This window comes from Catenulispora sp. EB89 (genome assembly GCF_041261445.1).
In the GTDB taxonomy this organism is placed as follows: domain Bacteria; phylum Actinomycetota; class Actinomycetes; order Streptomycetales; family Catenulisporaceae; genus Catenulispora.
In genome coordinates, this window is the sequence record NZ_JBGCCU010000002.1 from 570,874 (window position 1) to 591,698 (window position 20,825).

General features: G+C 71.2%; 21 protein-coding genes and 1 riboswitch. Of the genes, 8 read left to right on the forward strand and 13 right to left on the reverse strand.

Annotated elements, in window-relative coordinates:
• Nucleotides 1-35: 35 nt before the first annotated feature.
• From ABH920_RS06080 to ABH920_RS06100, 5 genes are all read right to left on the reverse strand, one after another.
• On the reverse strand, nucleotides 36-2,219 hold the full coding sequence (locus ABH920_RS06080; RefSeq protein ID WP_370347656.1) for an AAA family ATPase: 2,184 nt from the start codon (nucleotides 2,217-2,219) through the stop codon (nucleotides 36-38).
• A gap of 231 nt (nucleotides 2,220-2,450) precedes the next feature.
• Entirely contained in the window at nucleotides 2,451-2,783 is a 333-nt protein-coding gene (locus ABH920_RS06085; RefSeq protein ID WP_370347658.1) for an antibiotic biosynthesis monooxygenase, read from the reverse strand.
• Nucleotides 2,784-2,856: 73 nt separating this feature from the next.
• Nucleotides 2,857-3,555 (reverse strand): copper homeostasis protein CutC, encoded by a 699-nt coding sequence (locus ABH920_RS06090; protein WP_370347660.1) that lies wholly within the window; start codon nucleotides 3,553-3,555, stop codon nucleotides 2,857-2,859.
• A 61-nt stretch (nucleotides 3,556-3,616) separates the two neighbouring features.
• Complete coding sequence (locus ABH920_RS06095; protein ID WP_370348011.1) at nucleotides 3,617-4,945, reverse strand: PTS transporter subunit EIIC; 1,329 nt, start codon at nucleotides 4,943-4,945, stop codon at nucleotides 3,617-3,619.
• A 73-nt stretch (nucleotides 4,946-5,018) separates the two neighbouring features.
• The gene (locus ABH920_RS06100) at nucleotides 5,019-5,777 is read right to left on the reverse strand and encodes a GntR family transcriptional regulator (protein WP_370347662.1); all 759 of its coding nucleotides are present in this window, start codon (nucleotides 5,775-5,777) and stop codon (nucleotides 5,019-5,021) included.
• A 246-nt stretch (nucleotides 5,778-6,023) separates the two neighbouring features.
• On the opposite strand from ABH920_RS06100, the gene ABH920_RS06105 reads away from it, so the two are divergent.
• From ABH920_RS06105 to ABH920_RS06125, 5 genes are all read left to right on the forward strand, one after another.
• Entirely contained in the window at nucleotides 6,024-6,254 is a 231-nt protein-coding gene (locus ABH920_RS06105; protein ID WP_194919454.1) for a glucose PTS transporter subunit EIIB, read from the forward strand.
• Between the two features lie 77 nt (nucleotides 6,255-6,331).
• Nucleotides 6,332-6,781, forward strand: a complete 450-nt coding sequence (locus ABH920_RS06110; RefSeq protein ID WP_370347665.1) for a PTS glucose transporter subunit IIA — start codon at nucleotides 6,332-6,334, stop codon at nucleotides 6,779-6,781.
• Between the two features lie 35 nt (nucleotides 6,782-6,816).
• Entirely contained in the window at nucleotides 6,817-7,086 is a 270-nt protein-coding gene (locus tag ABH920_RS06115) for an HPr family phosphocarrier protein (protein ID WP_370347667.1), read from the forward strand.
• Complete coding sequence (gene ptsP, locus ABH920_RS06120) at nucleotides 7,079-8,875, forward strand: phosphoenolpyruvate--protein phosphotransferase (RefSeq protein ID WP_370347669.1); 1,797 nt, start codon at nucleotides 7,079-7,081, stop codon at nucleotides 8,873-8,875. The genes ABH920_RS06115 and ptsP overlap by 8 nt, the downstream gene beginning before the upstream one ends.
• A 9-nt stretch (nucleotides 8,876-8,884) precedes the next feature.
• Nucleotides 8,885-9,511, forward strand: coding sequence for a metal-dependent phosphohydrolase (locus ABH920_RS06125; protein WP_370347671.1), 627 nt, complete (start codon nucleotides 8,885-8,887; stop codon nucleotides 9,509-9,511).
• Nucleotides 9,512-9,533: 22 nt separating this feature from the next.
• Here ABH920_RS06125 and ABH920_RS06130 read toward each other — a convergent pair whose 3' ends face one another.
• A complete protein-coding gene (locus tag ABH920_RS06130; RefSeq protein WP_370347673.1) occupies nucleotides 9,534-9,851 on the reverse strand; it encodes a hypothetical protein in 318 nt (105 codons plus the stop codon).
• Between the two features lie 149 nt (nucleotides 9,852-10,000).
• Nucleotides 10,001-10,564, reverse strand: a complete 564-nt coding sequence (locus tag ABH920_RS06135; RefSeq protein WP_370347675.1) for a helix-turn-helix domain-containing protein — start codon at nucleotides 10,562-10,564, stop codon at nucleotides 10,001-10,003.
• Nucleotides 10,565-10,643: 79 nt separating this feature from the next.
• Between ABH920_RS06135 and ABH920_RS06140 the strand changes: the two genes are divergently transcribed.
• From ABH920_RS06140 to ABH920_RS06150, 3 genes are all read left to right on the forward strand, one after another.
• Entirely contained in the window at nucleotides 10,644-11,627 is a 984-nt protein-coding gene (locus tag ABH920_RS06140; protein ID WP_370347678.1) for an NAD(P)/FAD-dependent oxidoreductase, read from the forward strand.
• On the forward strand, nucleotides 11,617-11,913 hold the full coding sequence (locus ABH920_RS06145) for a DUF4031 domain-containing protein (protein ID WP_370347680.1): 297 nt from the start codon (nucleotides 11,617-11,619) through the stop codon (nucleotides 11,911-11,913). The genes ABH920_RS06140 and ABH920_RS06145 overlap by 11 nt, the downstream gene beginning before the upstream one ends.
• A gap of 182 nt (nucleotides 11,914-12,095) precedes the next feature.
• Nucleotides 12,096-12,494: a LuxR C-terminal-related transcriptional regulator gene (locus ABH920_RS06150; RefSeq protein ID WP_370347682.1), complete on the forward strand. Its 399-nt coding sequence runs from the start codon at nucleotides 12,096-12,098 to the stop codon at nucleotides 12,492-12,494.
• A 115-nt stretch (nucleotides 12,495-12,609) separates the two neighbouring features.
• Here ABH920_RS06150 and ABH920_RS06155 read toward each other — a convergent pair whose 3' ends face one another.
• From ABH920_RS06155 to thrC, 6 genes are all read right to left on the reverse strand, one after another.
• Complete coding sequence (locus ABH920_RS06155) at nucleotides 12,610-15,525, reverse strand: tetratricopeptide repeat protein (RefSeq protein WP_370347684.1); 2,916 nt, start codon at nucleotides 15,523-15,525, stop codon at nucleotides 12,610-12,612.
• Between the two features lie 110 nt (nucleotides 15,526-15,635).
• Nucleotides 15,636-16,199, reverse strand: coding sequence for a Uma2 family endonuclease (locus ABH920_RS06160; protein ID WP_370347687.1), 564 nt, complete (start codon nucleotides 16,197-16,199; stop codon nucleotides 15,636-15,638).
• 226 nt (nucleotides 16,200-16,425) lie between these two features.
• Nucleotides 16,426-18,051, reverse strand: coding sequence for a chaperonin GroEL (groL, locus tag ABH920_RS06165; protein WP_370347689.1), 1,626 nt, complete (start codon nucleotides 18,049-18,051; stop codon nucleotides 16,426-16,428).
• Nucleotides 18,052-18,393: 342 nt separating this feature from the next.
• Nucleotides 18,394-18,597 (reverse strand): cold-shock protein, encoded by a 204-nt coding sequence (locus ABH920_RS06170; protein WP_015796671.1) that lies wholly within the window; start codon nucleotides 18,595-18,597, stop codon nucleotides 18,394-18,396.
• 346 nt (nucleotides 18,598-18,943) lie between these two features.
• A complete protein-coding gene (locus tag ABH920_RS06175; protein ID WP_370347692.1) occupies nucleotides 18,944-19,219 on the reverse strand; it encodes a ubiquitin-like small modifier protein 1 in 276 nt (91 codons plus the stop codon).
• A 100-nt stretch (nucleotides 19,220-19,319) separates the two neighbouring features.
• Nucleotides 19,320-20,582 carry a threonine synthase gene (gene thrC, locus ABH920_RS06180; RefSeq protein WP_370347694.1) on the reverse strand — a complete coding sequence of 421 codons (1,263 nt, stop codon included), beginning with the start codon at nucleotides 20,580-20,582 and terminating at the stop codon, nucleotides 19,320-19,322.
• 15 nt (nucleotides 20,583-20,597) lie between these two features.
• Nucleotides 20,598-20,730, reverse strand: a riboswitch (SAM riboswitch).
• Nucleotides 20,731-20,825 lie beyond the last annotated feature (95 nt).

Below are 20,825 nucleotides of genomic sequence, written 5' to 3' on the forward strand. Positions count from 1 at the left end.
GCACAGAGATCCCGCCTGCCGCACGGCGGGCGGGATCAGAAGTCGGTGCCGGTCAGCTGCACCGGCAGCGCCGCACTGTGCACCACATGCAACCGCGACACCGCGCGGGTCAGCACCACATACAGCCGCCGCAGCCCGCGGGGCTCGGCGGCGACGATCTCGGCCGGTTCGAGCACCAGTACCTGGTCGTACTCCAGACCCTTGGCCAGCGTCGCCGGCACCACGATCAAGCGCGGCCCGACCGTCTCCGCCAGCAGCGACTCGACCAGTTCCGCCTCGGTCTCGGTCGCGCCCTCGATGGCCGGGGCGGCGGGCTCCGAGCCCAGAACTGTGTGCTCGACACCCTCGGCGCTCAGCGCGGCGGCCACTTCGGCGACGCGGGCGTCGGCGGCGATCAGGCCGATCGAGCCCTCCTGGAGCGTCAGCGCGAGCTGCGCCGCCGTGACCATGGTGCCGACGAGGTCCGCTTCGCTCGGGACCGCGTCGATCTCCAGCGCGCCGCCCTGCTGTCGGACCGAGGTCGGCGGCAGCAGGCCCGGGGCCGCGTCGGGGAGGAGCTTGGCCGCGAAGTCGATGATCTGGCGGGGCACGCGGAAGCCGAGCGTCAGCTCCTCGATCACCGCCTCCGGCTTGCCGAGGTGCTTCAGCGTTTCCGCCCACGACGGCGTCGCCCACGGCGTGGTGCCCTGCGCGATGTCCCCGAGCACCGTGACGCTCCCGGTCGAGCAGCGCCGCCCGACCGCCCGGTACTGCATCGCCGACAGGTCCTGCGCCTCGTCGAGCACCACGTGCGCCAGCGACGGCAGCCGGTCGAGCTGGTCGTGCGCCTCGTCGATGAGGACCGCGTCGGCGCTGGACCACTTGGCGGTGCCCGCCGACCGCGGCGCCTTCGGACGCGTCGCTGTCCACAGAATCGCCGCCTGCTCCTCGGCTGTGAGGATGCCTTCGGCCGCGGCCGCGAGGACTTCGGCGTCGGCGTACAGCTCGAAGACGACCTTCAGCGGATCGATCGCCGGCCACAGCAGATCCACGGCCTTGCGCACCTCGCTGGTCCGCGCGACAGCGTTCTGCGTCCGGTCGTCGGTGGTCTCCCCGGCGACCTCCATCCGGTACAGAACCGCGTGCGCGATGCGGGGCGCGAGCATGGCGCGCCCGGCGCCGTAGCGGACGTCGCGCTCCTTGGTGGCCTCGATCAGCTCGTCGATCTCGGAGGCCGGGACGCGCCACCGCCGGGAGCCGCGGACGATCATGATCCCGTCCGGCAACGCTTCCTGAGCCGTGCGCAGCCGCGACCAGATGACGTTGTGCAGCACCTGCGCCATCCGCGCGTCGCCCTTGACGACGCCGGCTTCCGCGGGGTCCTGAGCCGTGATCTTCACCCGGGCCACCAGGTCGTCGACCGTGGTCTGGCCGACCTCGATCTCACCGAGCGCGGGCAGCACCTGCTCGATGTACTTCAGGAACTCCTTGTTGGGCCCGACGACCAGCGAGCCGCCCCGGCGCAGCCGGTCGCGGTGCGCGTAGAGCAGGAAGGCGACGCGGTGCAGCCCGACCGCGGTCTTCCCGGTGCCGGGCGCCCCCTGGACGCAGACGCTGACGTTGACGTCGGCCCGGACGATCTCGTCCTGCTCCGGCTGGATCGTCGACACGATGTCGCGCATCGGCCCCGAGCGCGGACGCTCGATCTCGTCGGTCAGGATGCGGCTGGCGCCGGGCTGCCCGGCGGGCGCGACCGCACCGGAAGCGGCGCCCCCGGCAGCCCCCGCGGCGTCGGACAGCGGCTCGTCCTCGTAACCGGTGATGGCCCCGTACGCGAACCCGAAGCGCCGTCGCCGGTCCAGGCCCATCGGCACCTTCGGCGTCGCCCGGTAGAAGGCGGTCGAGACCGGCGCACGCCAGTCGATGACCATCGGCTCGCCGGTGGCGTCGTGCACGTGCCGCCGCCCGATGTAGTAGCGCTCGGTACGGAACTCGCCGGCGTCGGCGCTGTCGCCGTAGTCGAGCCGGCCGAAGAACAACGGGACGTTCGGATCGTCCATCAGCGCCTTGGCCCGGGCCCTCAGGGCGGCGAGGAGGTTCTCGGTCGAGACGGCGTTGCCGCCCTGGGCCTTCAGAGTCAGTGCGTCCTCGCGCATCGCCTTCAGCGCGGCGCGGGACGCTTCGAGATGGGACTGCTCGCCGACCACGATCGGATCAGCGGCATCGCTGGATTCGGGCATGCCGGACTCCTGAAGAAGTAGAGGAAGGAACGCGCGCACGCCGGATCGGCGCCGATGCGCGTTGGAGGTTCTTCAGGCAGAGGTCCGCGCGGTTCGGTAAGAGTCGGAACCGCCGTACGTGCCGGGCAAGGCGCAGTAGCCTAGCACAAGGGCGGCGTGGAGGCGGCATCGTGAATTCTCAGTGTCCCGGGCCGCCCGACGGCACCCGGGGCACTGTGGTTGACCTGCGCCTCACTTGTCCCAGCGGTACGCGCGCTCGACCTTTGCGACATGCACCGCATAGTGCTGATACCACTTGGCCCGGCCGTTGTCGCGGGTCTCGGCGTGCTCGGGATGGCGGTACCACTGCCGGATCGACTCCTCGTCGGAGAAGTACGCGACGGTGATCCCGAAACCGTTCGCATCGCGCGTGGAGTCGGCGCCGAGGAAGCCCGGCTGGCGGGTCACCAGTTCGGCCATGCGCTCGGCGGCTTCGGCGTAGCCATCGTCGCCCTCCAGGCGCTGCGAGGCGAATACGACCATGTAGTACGGCGGCTCGGGTGTTTCCGCAGGGCGGGTGGACATCGGGACCCCCTCGGGCGACGCTCGGCGATGGAGCCCCAGTGTGGCAGAGATGATCAACTCAGGGCGGATCGCGCTACCCCAGCTGCTGGCGCCAGACCGCGACCTTCTCCGCGTCCACCGGCGAATCCCAGGTCCCTGACACCCGTACCGCGGTCCCGACGTGGAACGCGTTCAGCCCGGCGGCACGCAGCCCCGGCAGCGCCTCCCGCGTCAGGCCGCCGCCGACCAGCACCCGCGGCCCGCCGAGCTCGCGCTCGCGCTCGGCCTCGGCGCGCAGCACCTCGGTGCCGTCGCCGGAGGCCTTGAAGCCGCCGGAGGTCAGGACGGTGTCCAGGCCGGGCATCTTGCGGATCGCGTCGTACACCGCGGCGCGGTCGGGGGCGGTGTCGATCGCCTTGTGGAAGGTCCACTTCGCGCCGCCGAGGGCGTCCAGAACCGCGCGGACCGCCTCGACGTCGACCGTGCCGTCCGGATCGAGCCAACCCAGCACGAACTCGTCGGCGCCGGCCCGCCGCAGCGCCTCCGCCGTGTGCACGAGCTCTGCCACACCCTGCACGCCGCCGGCTGAGAAGCCGTCGCGGCGGCGGACCATCACCCGCAGCGGAACGTCCACGGCCGCGCGGATCGCCTCGAAGGTCTCCAGCGACGGGTCGAAGCCCGAGTACTCCATCGACGAGACCAGTTCCAGGCGGTCGGCACCGCCGGCGACCGCGGCACGGGCGTCGTCGGCGTCGACGGCGATGACTTCCAGCAGGGGCGTCGGATCAGACATAGGTGGCAGCCTGCCATGGATCGGTGATCGAGACGAACACCTGGCGGGGTGGGTTGTGTCGCTAAGTCACCGCCGGTAACTCGTCCAACTCGGGATCAGGCTCCCGCCCGGGTGTCTTCAGGTCCAAGAACTTGATCGCGAACGTGAAAAGCACGTAGTACACCACGAAGTAGATCGGCCCGATGATCAGGATCAGCCACGGTTTCGTCGCCTTCCCCCAGTTCAGCGCGAAGTCGATGAGGCCGGCCGAGAAGTTGAACCCGTCCTTGCATCCCAGCCCCCACATCAGCGACATCGAAATGCCGGTGAGGATCGCATGGATCACGTACAGCACCGGCGCCACGAACATGAACGAGAACTCCAGCGGCTCGGTGACCCCCGTGACGAACGAGGTCAGCGCCGCCGAGATCAGGATCGAGCCGGCCACCTTGCGCTTGGTCGGCAGCGCCGAGCGCCACATCGCCAGGGCCGCGCCGGGCAAGCCGAACATCATGATCGGGAAGAAGCCGGTCATGAACAGGCCGGCGGTCGGGTCGCCGTTCAGGAAGCGCGCGATGTCGCCGTGGTAGGTGCCGGTGGCGTTGGTGTACGTGCCGAACTGGAACCACGGGAAGGCGTTCAGGATGTGGTGCAGGCCGAAGGGAATCAGGGACCTGTTCAACGCGCCGTAGATGAACAGCCCGATCGAGCTGTGCCGGGTGATCCACGTCGACAGGTCGTTGATGCCCTGGCCGATCGGGGACCAGATCCAGCCCATCAGCACGCCCAGGAACAGGCAGGCCACGGCCGTGGCGATGGGCACGAAGCGCCGGCCCCCGAAGAACGCCAGCCAGGTGGGCAGCTTGATCCGGTAGTACCGCTGCCACAGCAGCGCGGCCATGATGCCGACCAGGATCCCGCCGAGCACGCCGGTGGGGTTCGGCAGGTTCATGTCCAGGCCGAACTTCAGGCCGCCGGCCGGGACCGGGTCGTTCACGCCCTGGTCCGGATTCTTGATCACCAGACCGAGGACCTGGGACTTGAGTTTGGAGCCGGAGAACATCTGCATCGAGACGGCGTTGTAGACCAGGTAGCCGACGATGGCGGCGACCGCGGTGGTGCCGTCGGACTTCTTGGCGAAGCCGATGGCCACGCCGATGGCGAAGATCACCGGGAGGTTGTTCAGCAACGAGTTGCCGCCGGTGGACATCACGGCCGCGACGTTCTTCAGGAACGTGTTGTGGAAGCGCCCGAGCATGTCGTCCTGCCCGAAGCGGACCAGAAGACCGGCGGCGGGAAGCGTGGCGATCGGCAGCATCAGGGACTTGCCGATGCGTTGCAGCACGGCGAAGGCCTTGCTCCCCCACCCCGGCTCCTTCGGGGCCGCCGCTGCGACTTCTGCGCTCATCAGGTGGTCCTCTCGGTGTGCCACGTAATGCCAAGCCCCGCTGTCGCGGGATGCGTGGTGAGCGCGCCCCGCCCGGTTACGGGTTGCGGACTATCGGACGCGCCGCCTGCGCGAGCGGCACCCAGAGCTGGTACCGGTCCGCGCGATAGGCAGACGTCGCATATTCCACTTGCACATCTTCTGCAAAAGAACGCCTCGCCATGACCAGGACTACGCCGTCAGAGCGAATGCCGAGCAGCGGCGCGTCCTCCGCGGTGGTGGTCGCGGCCTCGATCGACTGTTCGCCCCAGGTGAGTACGATCCCGTATTCCTCGGCAAGGTACCGGTATAGCGACTCCGGGGCGCCCACCTCAACCAAACCCGGCACGATCCGCTCCGGCAGGTGCGTGCGCTCGATGGCCATCGGGATGCCGTCGGCGTAGCGCAGCCGCACCAGGCGGACCACCGGCTCGCCGGATTCGACCTCCAGGTGGCCTGCGAGGGCGCTGGAGGCGTGGATGCGTTCGAAGGACAGCGTGCGGGAGCTGGCGGTCATGCCGCGGCGGCGCATGTCCTCGGTGAAGCCGACCAGGCGGATCTGCACGTCCATCTTCGGCTGCGCGACGTAGGTGCCGCGGCCGAGCCGGCGCTCCAGGCGGCCGTCGGCGACGAGCGCGTTGATCGCCTGACGCACCGTCATCCGGCTCAGGCCGTGCTGTTCGGCCAGATCGCGCTCGGACGGGATGGGGGAACCGGGCTCCATCCCGTCCGCGATCATCCGCCCCAGCAGGTCCTTGAGCTGCAGATGCTTGGGCACGGAGCTGGTCGGGTCGATGCCCGCGGCCTCATCGCTCATGTCACCGGACTAGACCACCGGGGCCACATCGGTGTCAACTGGTGCCAACCGCTCGCGCAGGCTGCACGCCGCCGTCGGCCCCCCGGCTCGCGCCGAGGCGGGCCGACGGCGGCGACGACGACCCCACAGACGGCGCAACCGGGCGATCGGCCATCAAGTCTTCGACCGTTTAGTGGGATAACGTCCGAGTTGTCAGCAACCCGGGCCCGCGGCAGCGCGGGCCCGGCGCCAGTGAGGAGAGTTGCCGTGAACAAGGCCGAGCAGATCATCGCCGGACTGGGCGGCGCCGACAACATCGTCGAGCTGGAGCCCTGCATCACCCGGCTGCGCACCGAGGTGCGGGACGGCTCCAAGGTGAACGAGGCCGTGCTCAAGGCGGCCGGGGCGCACGGCGTGATGAAGGTCGGGAACAACGTGCAGGTGGTGGTCGGCCCGGAGGCGGACACCATCGCCAACGACATCGAGGACCTGATGTAGCCGCACCCGGCACGGCACCGGCCCCGCGCGTGCGCACCCATCGGCGACCAGCGCCCCGAGCACGACGAGCGAGCACCATGGACATCTACATCTCCTCCCCGCTGACCGGCACCGCCATCGGCCTGGCCCAGGTCCCCGACCCGGTGTTCGCCGGATCCATGGTGGGCCCCGGCGCCGCCGTCGACCCCGAGCGCGCGCCGCAGGTCGCCGTGGCCCCGATCGCCGGCCGGCTGGTCAAGCTCAAGCCGCACGCCTTCGTCGTGCAGTCCGAGGACGGCCGCGGCGTGCTGGTCCACCTGGGCATCGACACGGTGAACCTGGACGGCGAGGGCTTCGAGCTGATCGCGGCCGAGGGCGACGAGCTGCGGGCCGGCCAGCCGATCGTGACCTGGAACCCGGCCCTGGTCGAGGCCGGCGGGCTGTCCCCGGTCAGCCCGGTGATCGCGCTGGACGCCGAGTCCGCGGCCATCGACGCGATCGTCAACGGCGCGGTGGCCGCCGGCGACGAGCTGTTCCACTGGCGCTGATCCGCCCTCTCCCCGAAGGACAGAAGGACCCTGACATGCCCGAGCGCACCGTGACCGTGGCCTCCAAGGTGGGGCTGCACGCCCGGCCCGCGGCCGTCTTCGTCAGGAAGGCCAAGGAGCTGCCGGTCCCGGTGACCGTGGCCAAGGACGGCGGGCGCCCGGTGAACGCCAAGTCGATGCTCGCGGTGATGTCGCTGGACGTGCGCGGCGGCGAGCGGGTGACGCTGGCCGCGGCCGACGGCGAGGGCGCGGCGGCCGCGGTGGACGAGCTGGCCGAGCTGCTGGAGACCGACCTCGATGGCTGACGGGGCGCACTCGGGACGCTCGACCGACTCGACCGGCGCGAGCAGCCCTCTCGGCGCGAGCAGTTCCCCCGGCGCGAGCGGCCCTCCCGGCGCGAACGACTTCCCCGACGCCTCCGACTCCATCGAGTACGAGGGCGTCGGCGTCGGCACCGCCGCGGTCGCCGGACCGGTCGCCCGCATGGGCCGGCCGCTGCCGGAGCCTGCCGACACCCCGGCCGCCGACTCCCCCGGCGAGGAGCGCGCCAAGGCCTTCGCCGCCCTGGCCGCGGTGGCCGCCGACCTGCGGGCCCGCGGCACGGCGGCCGGCGGGGCCACCGCCGACGTGCTCGAAGCCCAGGCCATGATGGCCGAGGACCCGGAGCTGGAGGACGGCGTCCAGGCCCGCACCGACGCCGGCAAGACCGCCGCCCGCGCCATCCACGAGACGTTCGCCGAGTTCCACGCGACGCTGGCCGCCCTCGGCGACTACATGGCCGGCCGGGTCGCCGACCTCGACGACATCGCGGCCCGCGCGATCGCGGTCGCCTCCGGCGTGCCGATGCCGGGCCTTCCCAGCCGCACCGAGCCCTACGTGCTGGTGGCCGCCGACCTGGCGCCGGCCGACACCGCGCTGCTGGACCGGCGCCTGGTGCTGGCCCTGGTCACCGCCGAGGGCGGCCCGACCTCGCACACCGCGATCCTGGCCCGCGCCATGGGCATCCCGGCCGTGGTCGGCGCCGCCGGGGTGCTGGCGCTGGCCGACGACACGCCAGTGCTGGTGGACGCTGCGACCGGGACCGTGGTGGCGCGGCCGTCGACCGAGGCGATGGAGGAGGCGGTCGCCCGCTCCTGCGCCGCGTCGGCCGCGGCCGCGCGCACCGGACCGGGCCGCACGTCCGACGGGACCAAGGTGCTGCTCCTGGCGAACATCGGCGGCGCGGACGACGTGCCGGCGGCGCTGGCGGCCGGGGCGGAGGGCGTGGGGCTGTTCCGTACCGAGTTCCTGTATCTGGACTCGGACCAGCCGCCGACCTTCGACGCGCAGGTCAAGGTCTACAAGGACGTGTTCGACGCGTTCCCGGAGGGCGCGCGGGTGGTGGTGCGGACCCTGGACGCCGGGGCCGACAAGCCGCTGCCGTTCGTTCCCCTGGGCGAGGAGCCGAACCCGGCACTGGGCGTCCGCGGACTGCGCGCGTTCCGGGCCTTCGACGGCCGCAACGAGCCGGTCCTGCGCTCCCAGCTGCTGGCGATCCGGGAGGCGGCCGGGACCAGCGCGCCGGAGGTGTGGGTGATGGCGCCGATGGTCGACGAGGCGACCGAGGCGGAGTGGTTCTGCGAGCTGGCGGCGGCCTGCGGCCTGGACGTGGCCGGCGGCCGGGTCGGGATCATGGTCGAGACCCCGGCGGCCGCGCTGACCGCCGGCCCGATCCTGGCCGGCCGCACCGGCTTCGCCTCGATCGGCACCAACGACCTGACGCAGTACACGATGGCCGCCGACCGGATGCTCGGCGCGGTCGGGACGTTGCAGGACCCGTGGCATCCGGCGGTGCTGAAACTGGTCGGGGCGGCCGGGGCCGCCGGGCGCGCCGCGGGCAAGCCGATCGGCGTGTGCGGGGAGGCGGCCGCCGATCCGCTGCTGGCGTGCGTGCTGGTCGGGCTGGGAGTCCGGTCCCTGTCGATGGCGCCTTCGGCGATCGCGGACGTGCGGGCGGCGTTGGCGGCGCAGACGCTGGAGCACTGCGAGGCGATGGCCGCGCGGGCCTCGGAAGCGGCCACGGCTCGAGACGCCCGGAAAGCCGCGGCGGCGTAGGCTGCGACCATGGCGCTGTCGCTTCACAACCGCTGGCTGGCCCTGGCCGGCATCACCCCGGAGAGCATCCGCCTGGGCGACGAGCTGGTCGCGCGCTGGTCCGAGCCGCACCGCCGCTACCACACCCTGGACCACCTGGTCCGGGTGCTGGACGGGGTGGACGAGTTCGGCGGATACGCGGACGACGTGGCGGCGGTGCGCTACGCGGCGTGGTTCCACGACGCGGTCTACGACGGCGGAACGGCGAGCGCCGACAACGAGGAGCTGAGCGCACAGCTGGCCGAGACCGAGCTACCGCCGCTGGGGATGCCCGAGGCGCGGATCGCCGAGGTGGCGCGGCTGGTGCGGCTGACGAAGGGGCACGCGGCGGCCGACGGGGACCGGAACGGCGCAGTGCTCTGCGACGCCGACCTCGCGGTCCTAGCCGGCGATGTCAGCGCGTACCGCGCCTACGCGCACGCGATCCGCCAGGAGTACGCGGAGGTGCCCGACGAGCTGTTCCGGCCGGGCCGCGCCGCGGTGCTGCGCGGGCTGCTGGAGCTGCCGAACCTGTTCCGGACGCCGGTCGCGGTGGAGCGGTACGAGCATCGCGCACGGGCGAATCTGGCTACTGAGATCGAGGAGCTGGAGGGCTAGCGCCGGATCATGCCGGCGGCCGTCAGAGGTTGCGGATGTCCCAGCCGGCGAAGATCTGACCCGGCTGGCACTCGGCGTAGCCGGTCCCCGAACCTTCCTTGATGCCGCCGTAGTAGGTGTGCTCGTAAGTGTCTTCTTGATTCGAGCAGGTGAGCGCGACGTCCCAGTGGTCGGTCGGCGCGACCCCGGTGCACGTGGCCGAGTACAGGGGGCCGTTTCCGCCGCTCCACGTGCACTGGGACTTGAGGACGGTCGCGGCGGCCGGGCCGGCCGTGTAGGCGGCGAGTCCGGCAGCCAACAGGCCTGCCGCCGCCAACGAGATACCCGCGCGAGAGAACATACGTACCCTGCTTTCCGGTGGGGAGGTGGTGCCTCACGGTTGCGGTCATCATCTGCGGCACGCCATTGACCAGCAATGTCGCACTGGTGCGACGTGCTTCCGCACTTGACAGCGCTGGGCCGGCACCGCAGACAAGTTCTCCTTCCGACCTATCCCCACTGCCCGCGCGACCGGGCCCGCACGTGCACGCGTTCCCCCTGCGGCCCGAACAGCGTCAGCACCTCCACCGGCGCGGGCCCGGCGGCGCCGAACCAGTGCGGGACGTGGGTGTCGAACTCGACCGCCTCGCCCTTGCCGAGCAGCAGATCGTGCTCGGCGAGCAGCACCCGCATGCGGCCGCTGAGCACGTACATCCACTCCCAGCCCTCGTGGGTGCGCAGCTGCGGGACCGGGTCGTCGTCGCCGCGGGGCGGGAGCGTCATCTTGTAGGCGCGCAGCCCGCCGGGCTCCTTGGTGAGCGGCACGATCACCCGGCCGTCGCCCTGCTTGCGCGGCGGCTCGGCCCGGCCGACCAGCTCGTCGAGCGAGACCTCGTAGAGGTCGGCCAGCGGCAGCAGCTGCTCCAGCGTCGCGCGCCGGCCGCCGGTCTCCAGGCGGGACAGCGTGCTGACCGAGATGCCGGTGGCCCCGGCGGCCTCGGCGAGGGTCAGGGGCCGGGCCCGGCGGGCGGTGCGCAGGCGGGTGCCGATGTCGGCGGCGAGCTGGTCGTCCATGCCCCCAGTTTGCCAAGTCGGCAATATTTCTTGCCCGCCGGCGCGCCGCCGACGCATCCTCGGCAGCGGAGGAGATCACATGAACATCATGGGCAATACGACCGATACCACCGATACGGCCACGACGGACCACCGGCAGGACTACGACGTCGTCATCGTTGGCGGCGGCGCAGCGGGCCTGTCCGCGGCGCTCATGCTCGGCCGCGCACGGCGCAGCGTGCTCGTCGTGGACGCTCGCGCGCCCCGCAACGCCAAGGCCGGCCACATGCACGGCTACCTGTCCCGCGACGGCATGCCGCCGCTGGAGCTGCTGGAGCACGGCCGCGACGAGGTGCTGTCGTACGGCGGCGTGATCGTGACGGACTACGCGGAGAAGGCCGAGCAGACCGCCGACGGCTTCCGCGTCACGCTGGCCAGCGGCTGCGTCGCGACCGGACGGCAGCTGCTGGTCACCACCGGACTGACCGACGTGCTGCCGGACGTGCCGGGCCTGGCCGAGCTGTGGGCGGGGGACGTGCACGTCTGCCCGTACTGCCACGGCTGGGAGGTCCGGGACACCCCGCTGGCGACCCTGGCGACCGGCCCGATGTCGACGCACCACACCCTGCTGATCCGCCAGTGGAGCGCGGACCTGGTGTACTTCCTGAACGGCCACCCCCTGGAGGACGCCGACCGCGCCAAGCTCACGGCGCGCGGGGTGCGGATCGAGGAGCGTCCGGTCCGGCGCCTGGTCGCCGAGGACGACCGGCTGACCGCGATCGAGCTGGCCGACGGCGCCCTGGTCCCGCGCGAGGCGGTGTTCCTGGTGCCGCGGTTCGAGCCCAACAGCACCCTGCTGGACGCGCTCGGCTGTGAGAAGGACGCTGAGACCGGCTGGCTCAAGACCGGGCCCGCCGGCCGCACCTCGGTTCCCGGGGTGTGGGCCGCCGGGAACGTCGCCGACCCGACCACCGGGGTCATCGCGGCGGCCGGGGCGGCGACCGCGACCGCCGCGCAGATCAATGCGGCGCTGGTGGAGGCGGATGTGGAGGCTGCTGTGGCGGCCCGTTCCGATGTGCTTTGATGACCGAGTGATCCTCATCGACCCGCCGACCTGGCCCGGCCACGGTCGACTGTGGTCGCACCTGGTGAGCGACACTTCTTTCGCCGAGCTGCACGCGTTCGCCGAGCGCTTGGGCGTGCCGCCGCGCGGCTTCGAACGCGACCACTACGACCTGCCTGCGCACCTCTACGAGCAGGCGGTCGCCGCCGGGGCGCTGCCGGTGCGGTCGCGGGAGTTGCTGCAGCGGCTGACGGCGGCCGGGTTGCGGCGGCCCAAGCATCCCCGGGGACCGCACGGCGCCGGCTGACACGGCCGACCGACTCCGGCCTCCGACTCCGACCGACCCCCGGCGGGCATGCCGGACCCGGCGCCCCTGGCGGGAAGCGCCGGGTCAGAACCCTGCGATCCTACGGCCCCGGCGGGCTTCGGAAGGCCGGAAGCTCAGCCGGCGGTGCAACCGAACCCGGAGGCTCAGGCGTGTCCACTGCGATGGACACTAAGGAGAGGACCCTGGTCCTGCTGATCGGCGGCCTGACCGACGGGGCCGTGGCGCACCGCCTGGGCGTCAGCGAGCGGACGGTGGAGCGGTACGTACGGGCCCTGATGGACGGCGCGGGCTGCCGCAACCGCATGCAGCTGGGCCGGTACGCGGCCCTGGCCGGCCTGCCGGCGCACGGCCCCGAGCCGGTCCCGCGCCCGCGCACCCTGGACCGCGAGACCCGCCGCCTGCTGGAGCTGATGCTCGCCGACTCCGGCGCCACCGCACCGCGCTCGCTGCACCTGAGCCGGCGCAGCGTCGAGCGCCGCATCGGGGATCTGATGACGCTGGCCGGGGCGCGGAGCCGGGTGCAGCTCGGGTGGCTGGTGACGCGGTGGGGGTGGCTGTGAAGGCCGCCGCGGGCGAAACAAGGCGGCACAGAGCGCCGTAGGGCCGCGCAGAGCGACGTGGACGGCCTGGAACAGCTGCCGAGTAGACCAGGGTGTATCAGGACTCAGCGATGCCCTACAGCCGCGGCTCACGCCTCCTGAGCGCCACCCGCGCCCAGCGCCGACCCCACCGCCGGCCGCTCCACCGCCGTCGCCGCCGTCCCCAGTGCTGCGGCTCGAAAGTCGCCGCGACTTCCTTCGCGCCGGCCTCGGCCCGCGCGGCGGCCGCCCGATCCCCGGTCGCCCGCAGTGCTTTCGCCAGGTCGGCCAGGATCTCAGCCTCCTGCCACGGCTCCTCGTAGCGGGCCGCGGTCGCCGCCGCCTCCCGGTACAGCCGCACCGCGTCGGCCGTGCGGCCCTGCGCCATCCACACCGAGGCCTGCATCCAGCGCACCCGCATCAGGCCCCACGGGTCCTGGTACCGCTCGGCCAGCGCGGCGGCGTCCTCCAGGTGCTGGTCGGCGACGTCCAGCCGGCCCTCCTCGCGGCGCGCCCAAGCGAGCACCCGCAGCGTGTAGCTCTCCCACAGGCCCAGGCCCAGCTGCTGGAACGTCTCCAGCACCGGCATCATCAGCTCCACGGCCTCCTCGACCCGGCCCTGCTCCAGGCGGAGCATCGCCAGGCGGCGGCCGACGACCGCGGTCCAGTAGCGGTAGCCGGAGTCGTTGAAGGTGTCGAAGGACTGCCACATCAGGGCCTCGGCCTCGATCGGGCGGTGCTGGCGCAGGCGCAGCATGGCCAGGTCGAAGACCGCCGAGGCGCGCCAGAACCAGTGGCCGAGCTCGGTCAGGGTGTCGACGGCGGAGGTCAGCTGGCGCTCGGCCTCGGCGAACTTGTAGCGGCGGTTCAGCAGCACGCCGAGGTCTCGGCGGGCCCGGGCGGCCTCGGCGGGCTGGCGCACGTCCCAGTCCGCGCCCTGGTCGACGGCGTCGCCCTCGAACAGCGCCAGCGCCGCGCGGATCGCCTCCTCGGCGTCGGTGAAGCGGCGCAGTCCGGCGTAGGCCTCGCACAGATCGCGCAGGACGCGGGCCTCGGCGAGCTTGTTGCCCAGCACCCGCGACAGTTCCAGGGCCTGCTCCAGGTCGTGCACCGCCTCGGCGAAGTGGCCGGCGAAGTAGTGGCCGCGGCCGATCCAGCGCAGCGTGTAGGCCTCGCCGGGGCGGTGGCCGATCTCGCGGCACAGCCGCAGCGCGACCGTGAAGTGCTGCTCGGCCTCGTCGAAGCGGTCCTGGTAGTGGCGCAGGACGCCGTAGCCCTGGTGGATGATCGACTCGGCGCGGCGGTCGTCGCGGCGGGTGGCGGCGTCCAGGCCGTCGTGCAGGACGTCGTCCCAGCGGTTCCAGACGGTGTAGACGGTCTCCAGCACCCGGGCCAGGACCACCGACAGCTCCCAGCACAGGTCCCAGAGCTGGGCGGCGTGCGCGCGCTCGACCATCCGGCCCAGGCGGCGGCAGTCGCCGAGCAGCCAGCGGGTCGGGCCGTACTCGGCGTAGCGGAGCAGGTCGGGGTCGTCGACGTGCCAGTGTTCGGCACTGGACGGCAGCGCGCCGCCGGCCCGGCCGTGGCGCGGGACGGTGGGGTCGGTGAGGTGCTCGGCGTACTCGGCCAGCGCGAGGAAGGCGCCGCCGAGCCGGGCCAGCGCGGCGCGCTGCTCGTCGGCGGCGTCCTCGGCGGCGAGGCGTTCCTCGGCGTATTCACGCACGAGGGCGTGGAAGCGGTATTCGGTGCCGTTGGAACTGCCGCGCGCCGCACGCTCCAGCAACTGGGCCTCGACGAGGTCTTCCATCACCTCCAGGGCGGCCGCCACCGGAATGTCGAGCAACGGCGCCGGGGCCCACTCCCGCAGGGATATGGAGGGGAACAGCGTCAGCAGCCGGAAGGCTCGGCGGCTGCGCGGGTCGAGCTCGGCATAGGAGACCTCGATGGCATCGCGGACGCGGACGTCGCCGGAGCGGAACTCGTCGAGGCTCAGGCGCGCGGCGAGTTCGGCGAGGGTGCGGTGGTTGTCGGCGGCCAGCCGGGCGGCGACCAGGCGCAGGGCCAGCGGCAGGCCGCCGCAGGCGCGGATGATCTGGCGGGCGGCGTCCGGCTCGTCCTCGACGCGGCGGGCCCCGACATGCCGGACCAGGAGCTCGCGCAGCGAGTCGTCGTCGAGGCCGCCGACGGTGAAGGGCTCGGCCTCCAGCAGGCCCAGAGGACGGCGGCTGGTGATGACCGTGGCGCAGCCGCGGACCCGCGCGAGCAGCGGACGCACCTGCGCGGCGGACTTGGCGTCGTCGAGGACGACCAGGACCCGGCGGCCGACGAGGCGGTCGTGGTAGAGGCGGCGGCGCGCGTCCGCATCAGGCGGCACCTCCCCGGCCCGGACGCCGAGCGCGGCCAGCAGGCGCCCGAGGGCGGTGGAGGGATCGGGGGCGTCGCGGCCGGAGGGCCCGCCGGCGCTCAGCGAGCTGAGCGAGAGGTGCAGCACCCCGCCGGGATAGTCGCTGCGCACCTCCTCGGCGAACTGCACGGCCAGCGAGGTCTTGCCGACGCCGCCCATGCCGTACAGGGCGAGAACCGGGGCCCCGCGGCCGTCATTGGCGACCCGCTCCAGCATGTCGCGCAGCTGATCGAGCTGCTGCCGCCGGCCGACGAACTGCTCGTCCGCAGGCGGCAACTCCAGACTCGGCGGCGCGGCCCCGTTGACCACCCGCGGATCCGGCCAACTGGCCCGCCGCCCCTCCGACGCCTTCCCCGCACCCTCGACGATGAGCCACTCGGTACCGATCGCGAGGATGCCGGTGATGAGCGAGACGGCGATCAGCGCCAGCGTCCACACCACAAGATTCCCGCGCGCGGAAACCTGCAGAACGATGGCACCGGAGGTGACGATCGTGTTCCCGATGACCAGGATGAACCGGCGCCGCTGCCCCGGACTCAGGCGCACCAGCCGCCGCGGATGGTTCAGCCACCGAAGAATGCGGTGGCGTCCGCGCGCTGGTGAGGCCATGCAGTCTCCCGTCTCATAAGGCTGATGTGTTCATTACGCCAGAGAGCCGAGACGGGGACAAGGGGTGGGCCGGGGGTTGGATACGGGCAACGGGGGCGGGGCGCAGCCGGTCAGAGCTCGCGGGGGCGCGGTCCCATCGGAGCGAAGTCGGTCAGCGTGAAGGAGAACGGTGCCGGGAGTTCGAGAGCGTCACCGAACGGGACGCGGATGTCAGCGCGGTAGTCCTTGGCTTCGACATCAGGATGGCTGAACAGCACCGTCTCGCCGCGACCGCGGTCGACCAGCAAATACAGCGGGATGCCCACGGCAGCGTATGCACGGCGCTTGGCCTCGCGGTCATCCGCCGGCGCGGATGACGTCACCTCGACAGCCATCAACCATCCCGAAGGTGTACCCCACGAGGGCTCGCCCTCGAAAGCTCCCGGCTCAGCCACCGCCAGATCAGGGATGAAGTTGCCGAAAGGCGTACTCAGGCCGCGATGTCCCGAAATCCAAACCGGAATCGCTGAATCACGCACAAGCTGAGTGTTCAGTTTGGCGAGCACTGATTCGTGGTCTCCGACCGGAGCTGGGTTCACGACAATCCTCCCGTCGATGAGCTCGGCGCGGTACTTGGGGCCGAGCGTCGCGTCGAACTCGAGGAAGGCTTGCCGCGTTTCCGCCGTGACCGTCATGAGTGGCTCCCTGCTGCCGCCGTGGGCATCGGAGTGTCCCGTTGTCGTCACACTCCGAGCATAGACTCACATGCGGGCCGCAGCGCGAGGGAAGCGAACCGGAAAGTAATCACCCAGAAGAGTAAATATCCGTTCGAACACGCCGAAGGCGGCCCCGGCCGAAGCCAGAGCCGCCCTCCGCGTACAGCAGTTACCGCAGTTCCGAACCAGAACCCTGAGCCGAGGCTCAGAAGTCCATGTCGCCGCCGGGCATGCCGCCGCCGGCCGCGGCCGCCGCCTTCTCCGGCTTGTCGGCGATGACCGCCTCGGTGGTCAGGAACAGGGCGGCGATGGAGGCCGCGTTCTGCAGCGCCGAGCGGGTGACCTTGGCCGGGTCCAGGATGCCGGCCTTGATCATGTCGACGTACTCGCCGGTGGCGGCGTTCAGGCCGAAGCCGGTCTCCAGGTTGCGGACCTTCTCGACCACGACGCCGCCCTCGAGGCCGGCGTTGACCGAGATCTGCTTCAGCGGGGCCTCCAGGGCCAGGCGCACGATGTTCGCGCCGGTGGCCTCGTCGCCGGCCAGGTCGATCTTCTCGAACGCCTGCTTGCCGGCCTGGATCAGGGCCACGCCGCCGCCGGCGACGATGCCCTCCTCGACGGCCGCCTTGGCGTTGCGCACCGCGTCCTCGATGCGGTGCTTGCGCTCCTTGAGCTCGACCTCGGTCGCCGCCCCGGCCTTGATCACCGCGACGCCGCCGGCCAGCTTGGCCAGGCGCTCCTGCAGCTTCTCGCGGTCGTAGTCGGAGTCCGACTTCTCGATCTCGGCGCGGATCTGGTTCTTGCGGCCCTCGATGGAGTCGCTGTCGCCGTCGCCGTCCACGATCGTGGTCTCGTCCTTGGTCACCACGACCTTGCGGGCCTTGCCCAGCATCTCCAGGCCGACGGAGTCCAGCTTCAGGCCGACCTCCTCGGAGACGACCTGGCCGCCGGTCAGGATCGCGATGTCGCCGAGCATCGCCTTGCGGCGGTCGCCGAAGCCGGGGGCCTTGACCGCGACCGACTTGAAGGTGCCGCGGATCTTGTTCACGACCAGGGTGGCCAGCGCCTCGCCCTCGACGTCCTCGGCGATGATGACCAGCGGCTTGCCGCTCTGCATCACCTTCTCCAGGATCGGCAGCACGTCCTTGACGTTGCCGATCTTGGAGTTCGCGATCAGGAGGTACGGGTCGTCGAAGGACGTCTCCATGCGCTCCAGGTCGGTGGCGAAGTAGGGCGAGATGTAGCCCTTGTCGAAGCGCATGCCCTCGGTGAGCTCCAGCTCCAGACCGAAGGTGTTGCTCTCCTCGACGGTGATGACGCCTTCCTTGCCGGCCTTGTCCATCGCCTCGGCGATCATGTCGCCGATCGCGGTGTCAGCGGCGGAGATCGAGGCGGTCGCGGCGATCTGCTCGCGGGTCTCGACGTCCTTGGCCATGCTGGACAGCTCGGCGGACACGGCCTCCACGGCCGCCTCGATGCCGCGCTTGAGCGCCATCGGGTTCGCCCCGGCGGCCACGTTGCGCAGGCCCTCGCGGACCAGCGCCTGGGCCAGCACGGTGGCGGTGGTGGTGCCGTCGCCCGCGACGTCGTCGGTCTTCTTGGCGACTTCCTTGACGAGCTCGGCCCCGATCTTCTCGTACGGGTCCTCGAGCTCGATCTCCTTGGCGATCGAGACACCGTCGTTGGTGATCGTGGGGGCGCCCCACTTCTTCTCCAGCACGACGTTGCGCCCGCGCGGGCCGAGGGTCACCTTGACCGCGTCCGCGAGCTGGTTCATGCCGCGCTCGAGGCCGCGCCGGGCTTCCTCGTCGAACGCGATGATCTTCGACATTGTGGTACAGACCTCCCACACCAGGGATTCCTTGGCGAACCGCCAGGCGCCCGCGACGGACGGCCCGTCACCCCGCCGGTCCCTGCCGGTGAGACGATGTTCGAGCCTCGCCTGAGAGGTTCTCTCGTTTGGCACTCTCGGTGTGAGACTGCCAAGGTCCATGATTAGCACTCTCCCCCGGGGAGTGCAAGCCGGTCGACAAGCTTCAGGGCCCGCTCCCGTACGTGGGAGCGGGCCCTGAAGGCTGTTGTGCGGAGTTGTCGTCGGTCGGGCGGCGGCGCGAAAGCCCCGAATGGTCGCGACCCGGTGATGGGAACCAGTGTCGATCGCAGGGATGGTCTGCTAGACGATGACCCGGACCATGTCGGCCTGCGGGCCCTTCTGCCCCTGCGAGATCTCGAACTCGACGCGCTGGTTCTCTTCCAGGCTGCGGTAGCCGTCCATCTGGATCGCGCTGTAGTGGACGAAGACGTCCGACCCGCCGTCGACCGCGATGAACCCGTAGCCCTTCTCCGCGTTGAACCACTTGACGGTGCCCTGAGCCATTCCGTACTCCCCTTGCTCCGGCTCTAGAGGAGTGGGCTACCCCCTGTGGAACCCCACCCCAATTCCGGCCCGCACCCCGCGGGCCAGGGTCGTTCGCCGCCGTACCACCCGCCGTACCAAGAGGGTTGAGCTGGAGGGATCTCGCCGAATCGTTCGACCGGCGCTGAGACTAGCCAATGTGACGCTCAGTACAACAGGTCTAAATCTCAGAGATTATTCAGAGGTTCGTAAGTGGTGCGCAGACAAATACGGACCGATCCCCGCGTATCTTCTCGCCCTGTTCACGGTGAGTAGATAACGATACGGGAACCGGCCCTCGTTCCGGGCACGCCGAAGCGCCGCCGCATCAGCCCCCTGCGACGGCCGGGATGATGGAGACGTTGCCGCCCTCCGGCACCGCCGTCCCCAGTCCTTCGGCGAAGCGCACGTCGTCGTCGTTCACGTAGACGTTCACGAAACGCCGCAGCTTGCCGTCGTCGTCCAGGACCCGCGCGCGGATCCCGGTGTGGTCGGCCTCCAGCTGGTCGATCACCTCCGCCAGAGTACCGCCCGGCACCGACACCTCGGCCTTGCCGTCGGTGTAAGTACGCAGGATGGTGGGAATCCGTACGGTGATGCTCATAGCCATGCTCCTTACTCGATCCCCTCGCGGGGCGTCATGCCGATGAAGATTGCGCGAACAGCTTGATCCGCACCCGCGCGGTGCGGGAGCCCGGAAGCGGTCAGAGCGTCGCGCGGAAGGCGTCCAGGGACGGCTTGATGACCGCCGTGGGCCCGCAGTCCGAGACCGCGTCGAGGGTCTTGAGCCCGTCGCCGGAGTTGATGACCACGGTCAGCGCGTCCGGGTCCAGCCGGCCGGCGTCGGCGAGCTTCTTCAGCACCCCCACCGTCACCCCGCCCGCGGTCTCGGCGAAGATGCCCTCGGTGCGCGCCAGCAGCTTCACACCCGCGCGGATCTCCTCGTCGGTCACGTCCTCGACCGTGCCGCCGGTGCGCCGGGCGATGTCCAGCACGTAGGGGCCGTCGGCGGGGTTGCCGATCGCCAGCGACTTGGCGATGGTGTCGGGCTGCTTCACCGGGCGGATGACGTCGATGCCGTCCTTGTAGGCCTGCGACACCGGGGAGCAGCCGGAGCCCTGGGCGCCGATCACCTTGTACGGGGTGTCCTCGACCAGGCCGAGCTTCACCAGCTCCCGGAAGCCCTTGTCGATCTTCGTGAGCTGCGATCCCGAGGCCACCGGAATCACGATCTGCTCCGGCAGCCGCCAGCCGAGCTGCTCGGCGATCTCGTACGCCAGCGTCTTGGAGCCCTCGGCGTAGTACGGCCGCAGGTTCACGTTGACGAAGCCCCACTTCTCGCCGAGCTCGTCGCCGATCAGCTCGCTGCAGAAACGGTTGACCTCGTCGTAGGTGCCGTCGATGGCGATCAGTCGGCCGCCGTAGACGGAGGCGACGACGATCTTCTCCTTCTCCAGGTCCGACGGGATGAACACGCAGGAGTCCAGCCCGGCCCGCGCCGCGGCGGCCCCGACCGCGCCGGCCAGGTTGCCGGTGGAGGAGCAGGAGAGAGTGGTGTAGCCGAAGGCGTGGGCGGCCTGCACGGCGATCGCGACGACGCGGTCCTTGAAGGAGTGCGTCGGGTTGCCGGAGTCGTCCTTGACGTGGAGGTTCGTCAGGCCGAGTTCGCGGCCGAGGTGGTGCGCGCGGACCAGGCGGGTCCAGCCGGGGTTCGTGGTGGGGCGGGTGGCGACATCGGCCGGGACCGGCAGCAGCGGGGCGTAGCGCCAGATCGACGCCGGGCCGGCCTCGATCTGCTCGCGGGTGACGGTGCCGAAGTCGTAGGAGATCTCCAGGGGGCCGAAACACTCTTCACAGGCGAACTTCGGGCCGAGCTCCGTGGTGTGACCACACTCACGACAGGACAGATGCGCCGCGGGGCCGAAGGGGGCGGTCGTGGAGGGTGCCGTCGACAGGGTTGCGGACATGACGCGAGGTTCCTTTCCTCATCTTTCCCACGGCTCGGCGGCTGCCGGGTGGGCCGGAGTTGGCACCGCGCCGTGCCACGATGAGGTGGCAGAACGGATGGTTGCCGGAGCGTCGTAGGGCCGGTCCCTCAGCTCCTCTGGATGAGCACTTATTGAGTTGTTGCTATGGAGCGTAAGCCTCCGGTGGCCAGGTGGGACCTACCCGTCCGGATCCCGAGACGACGGCGGCTCCGGCCGAGGGAC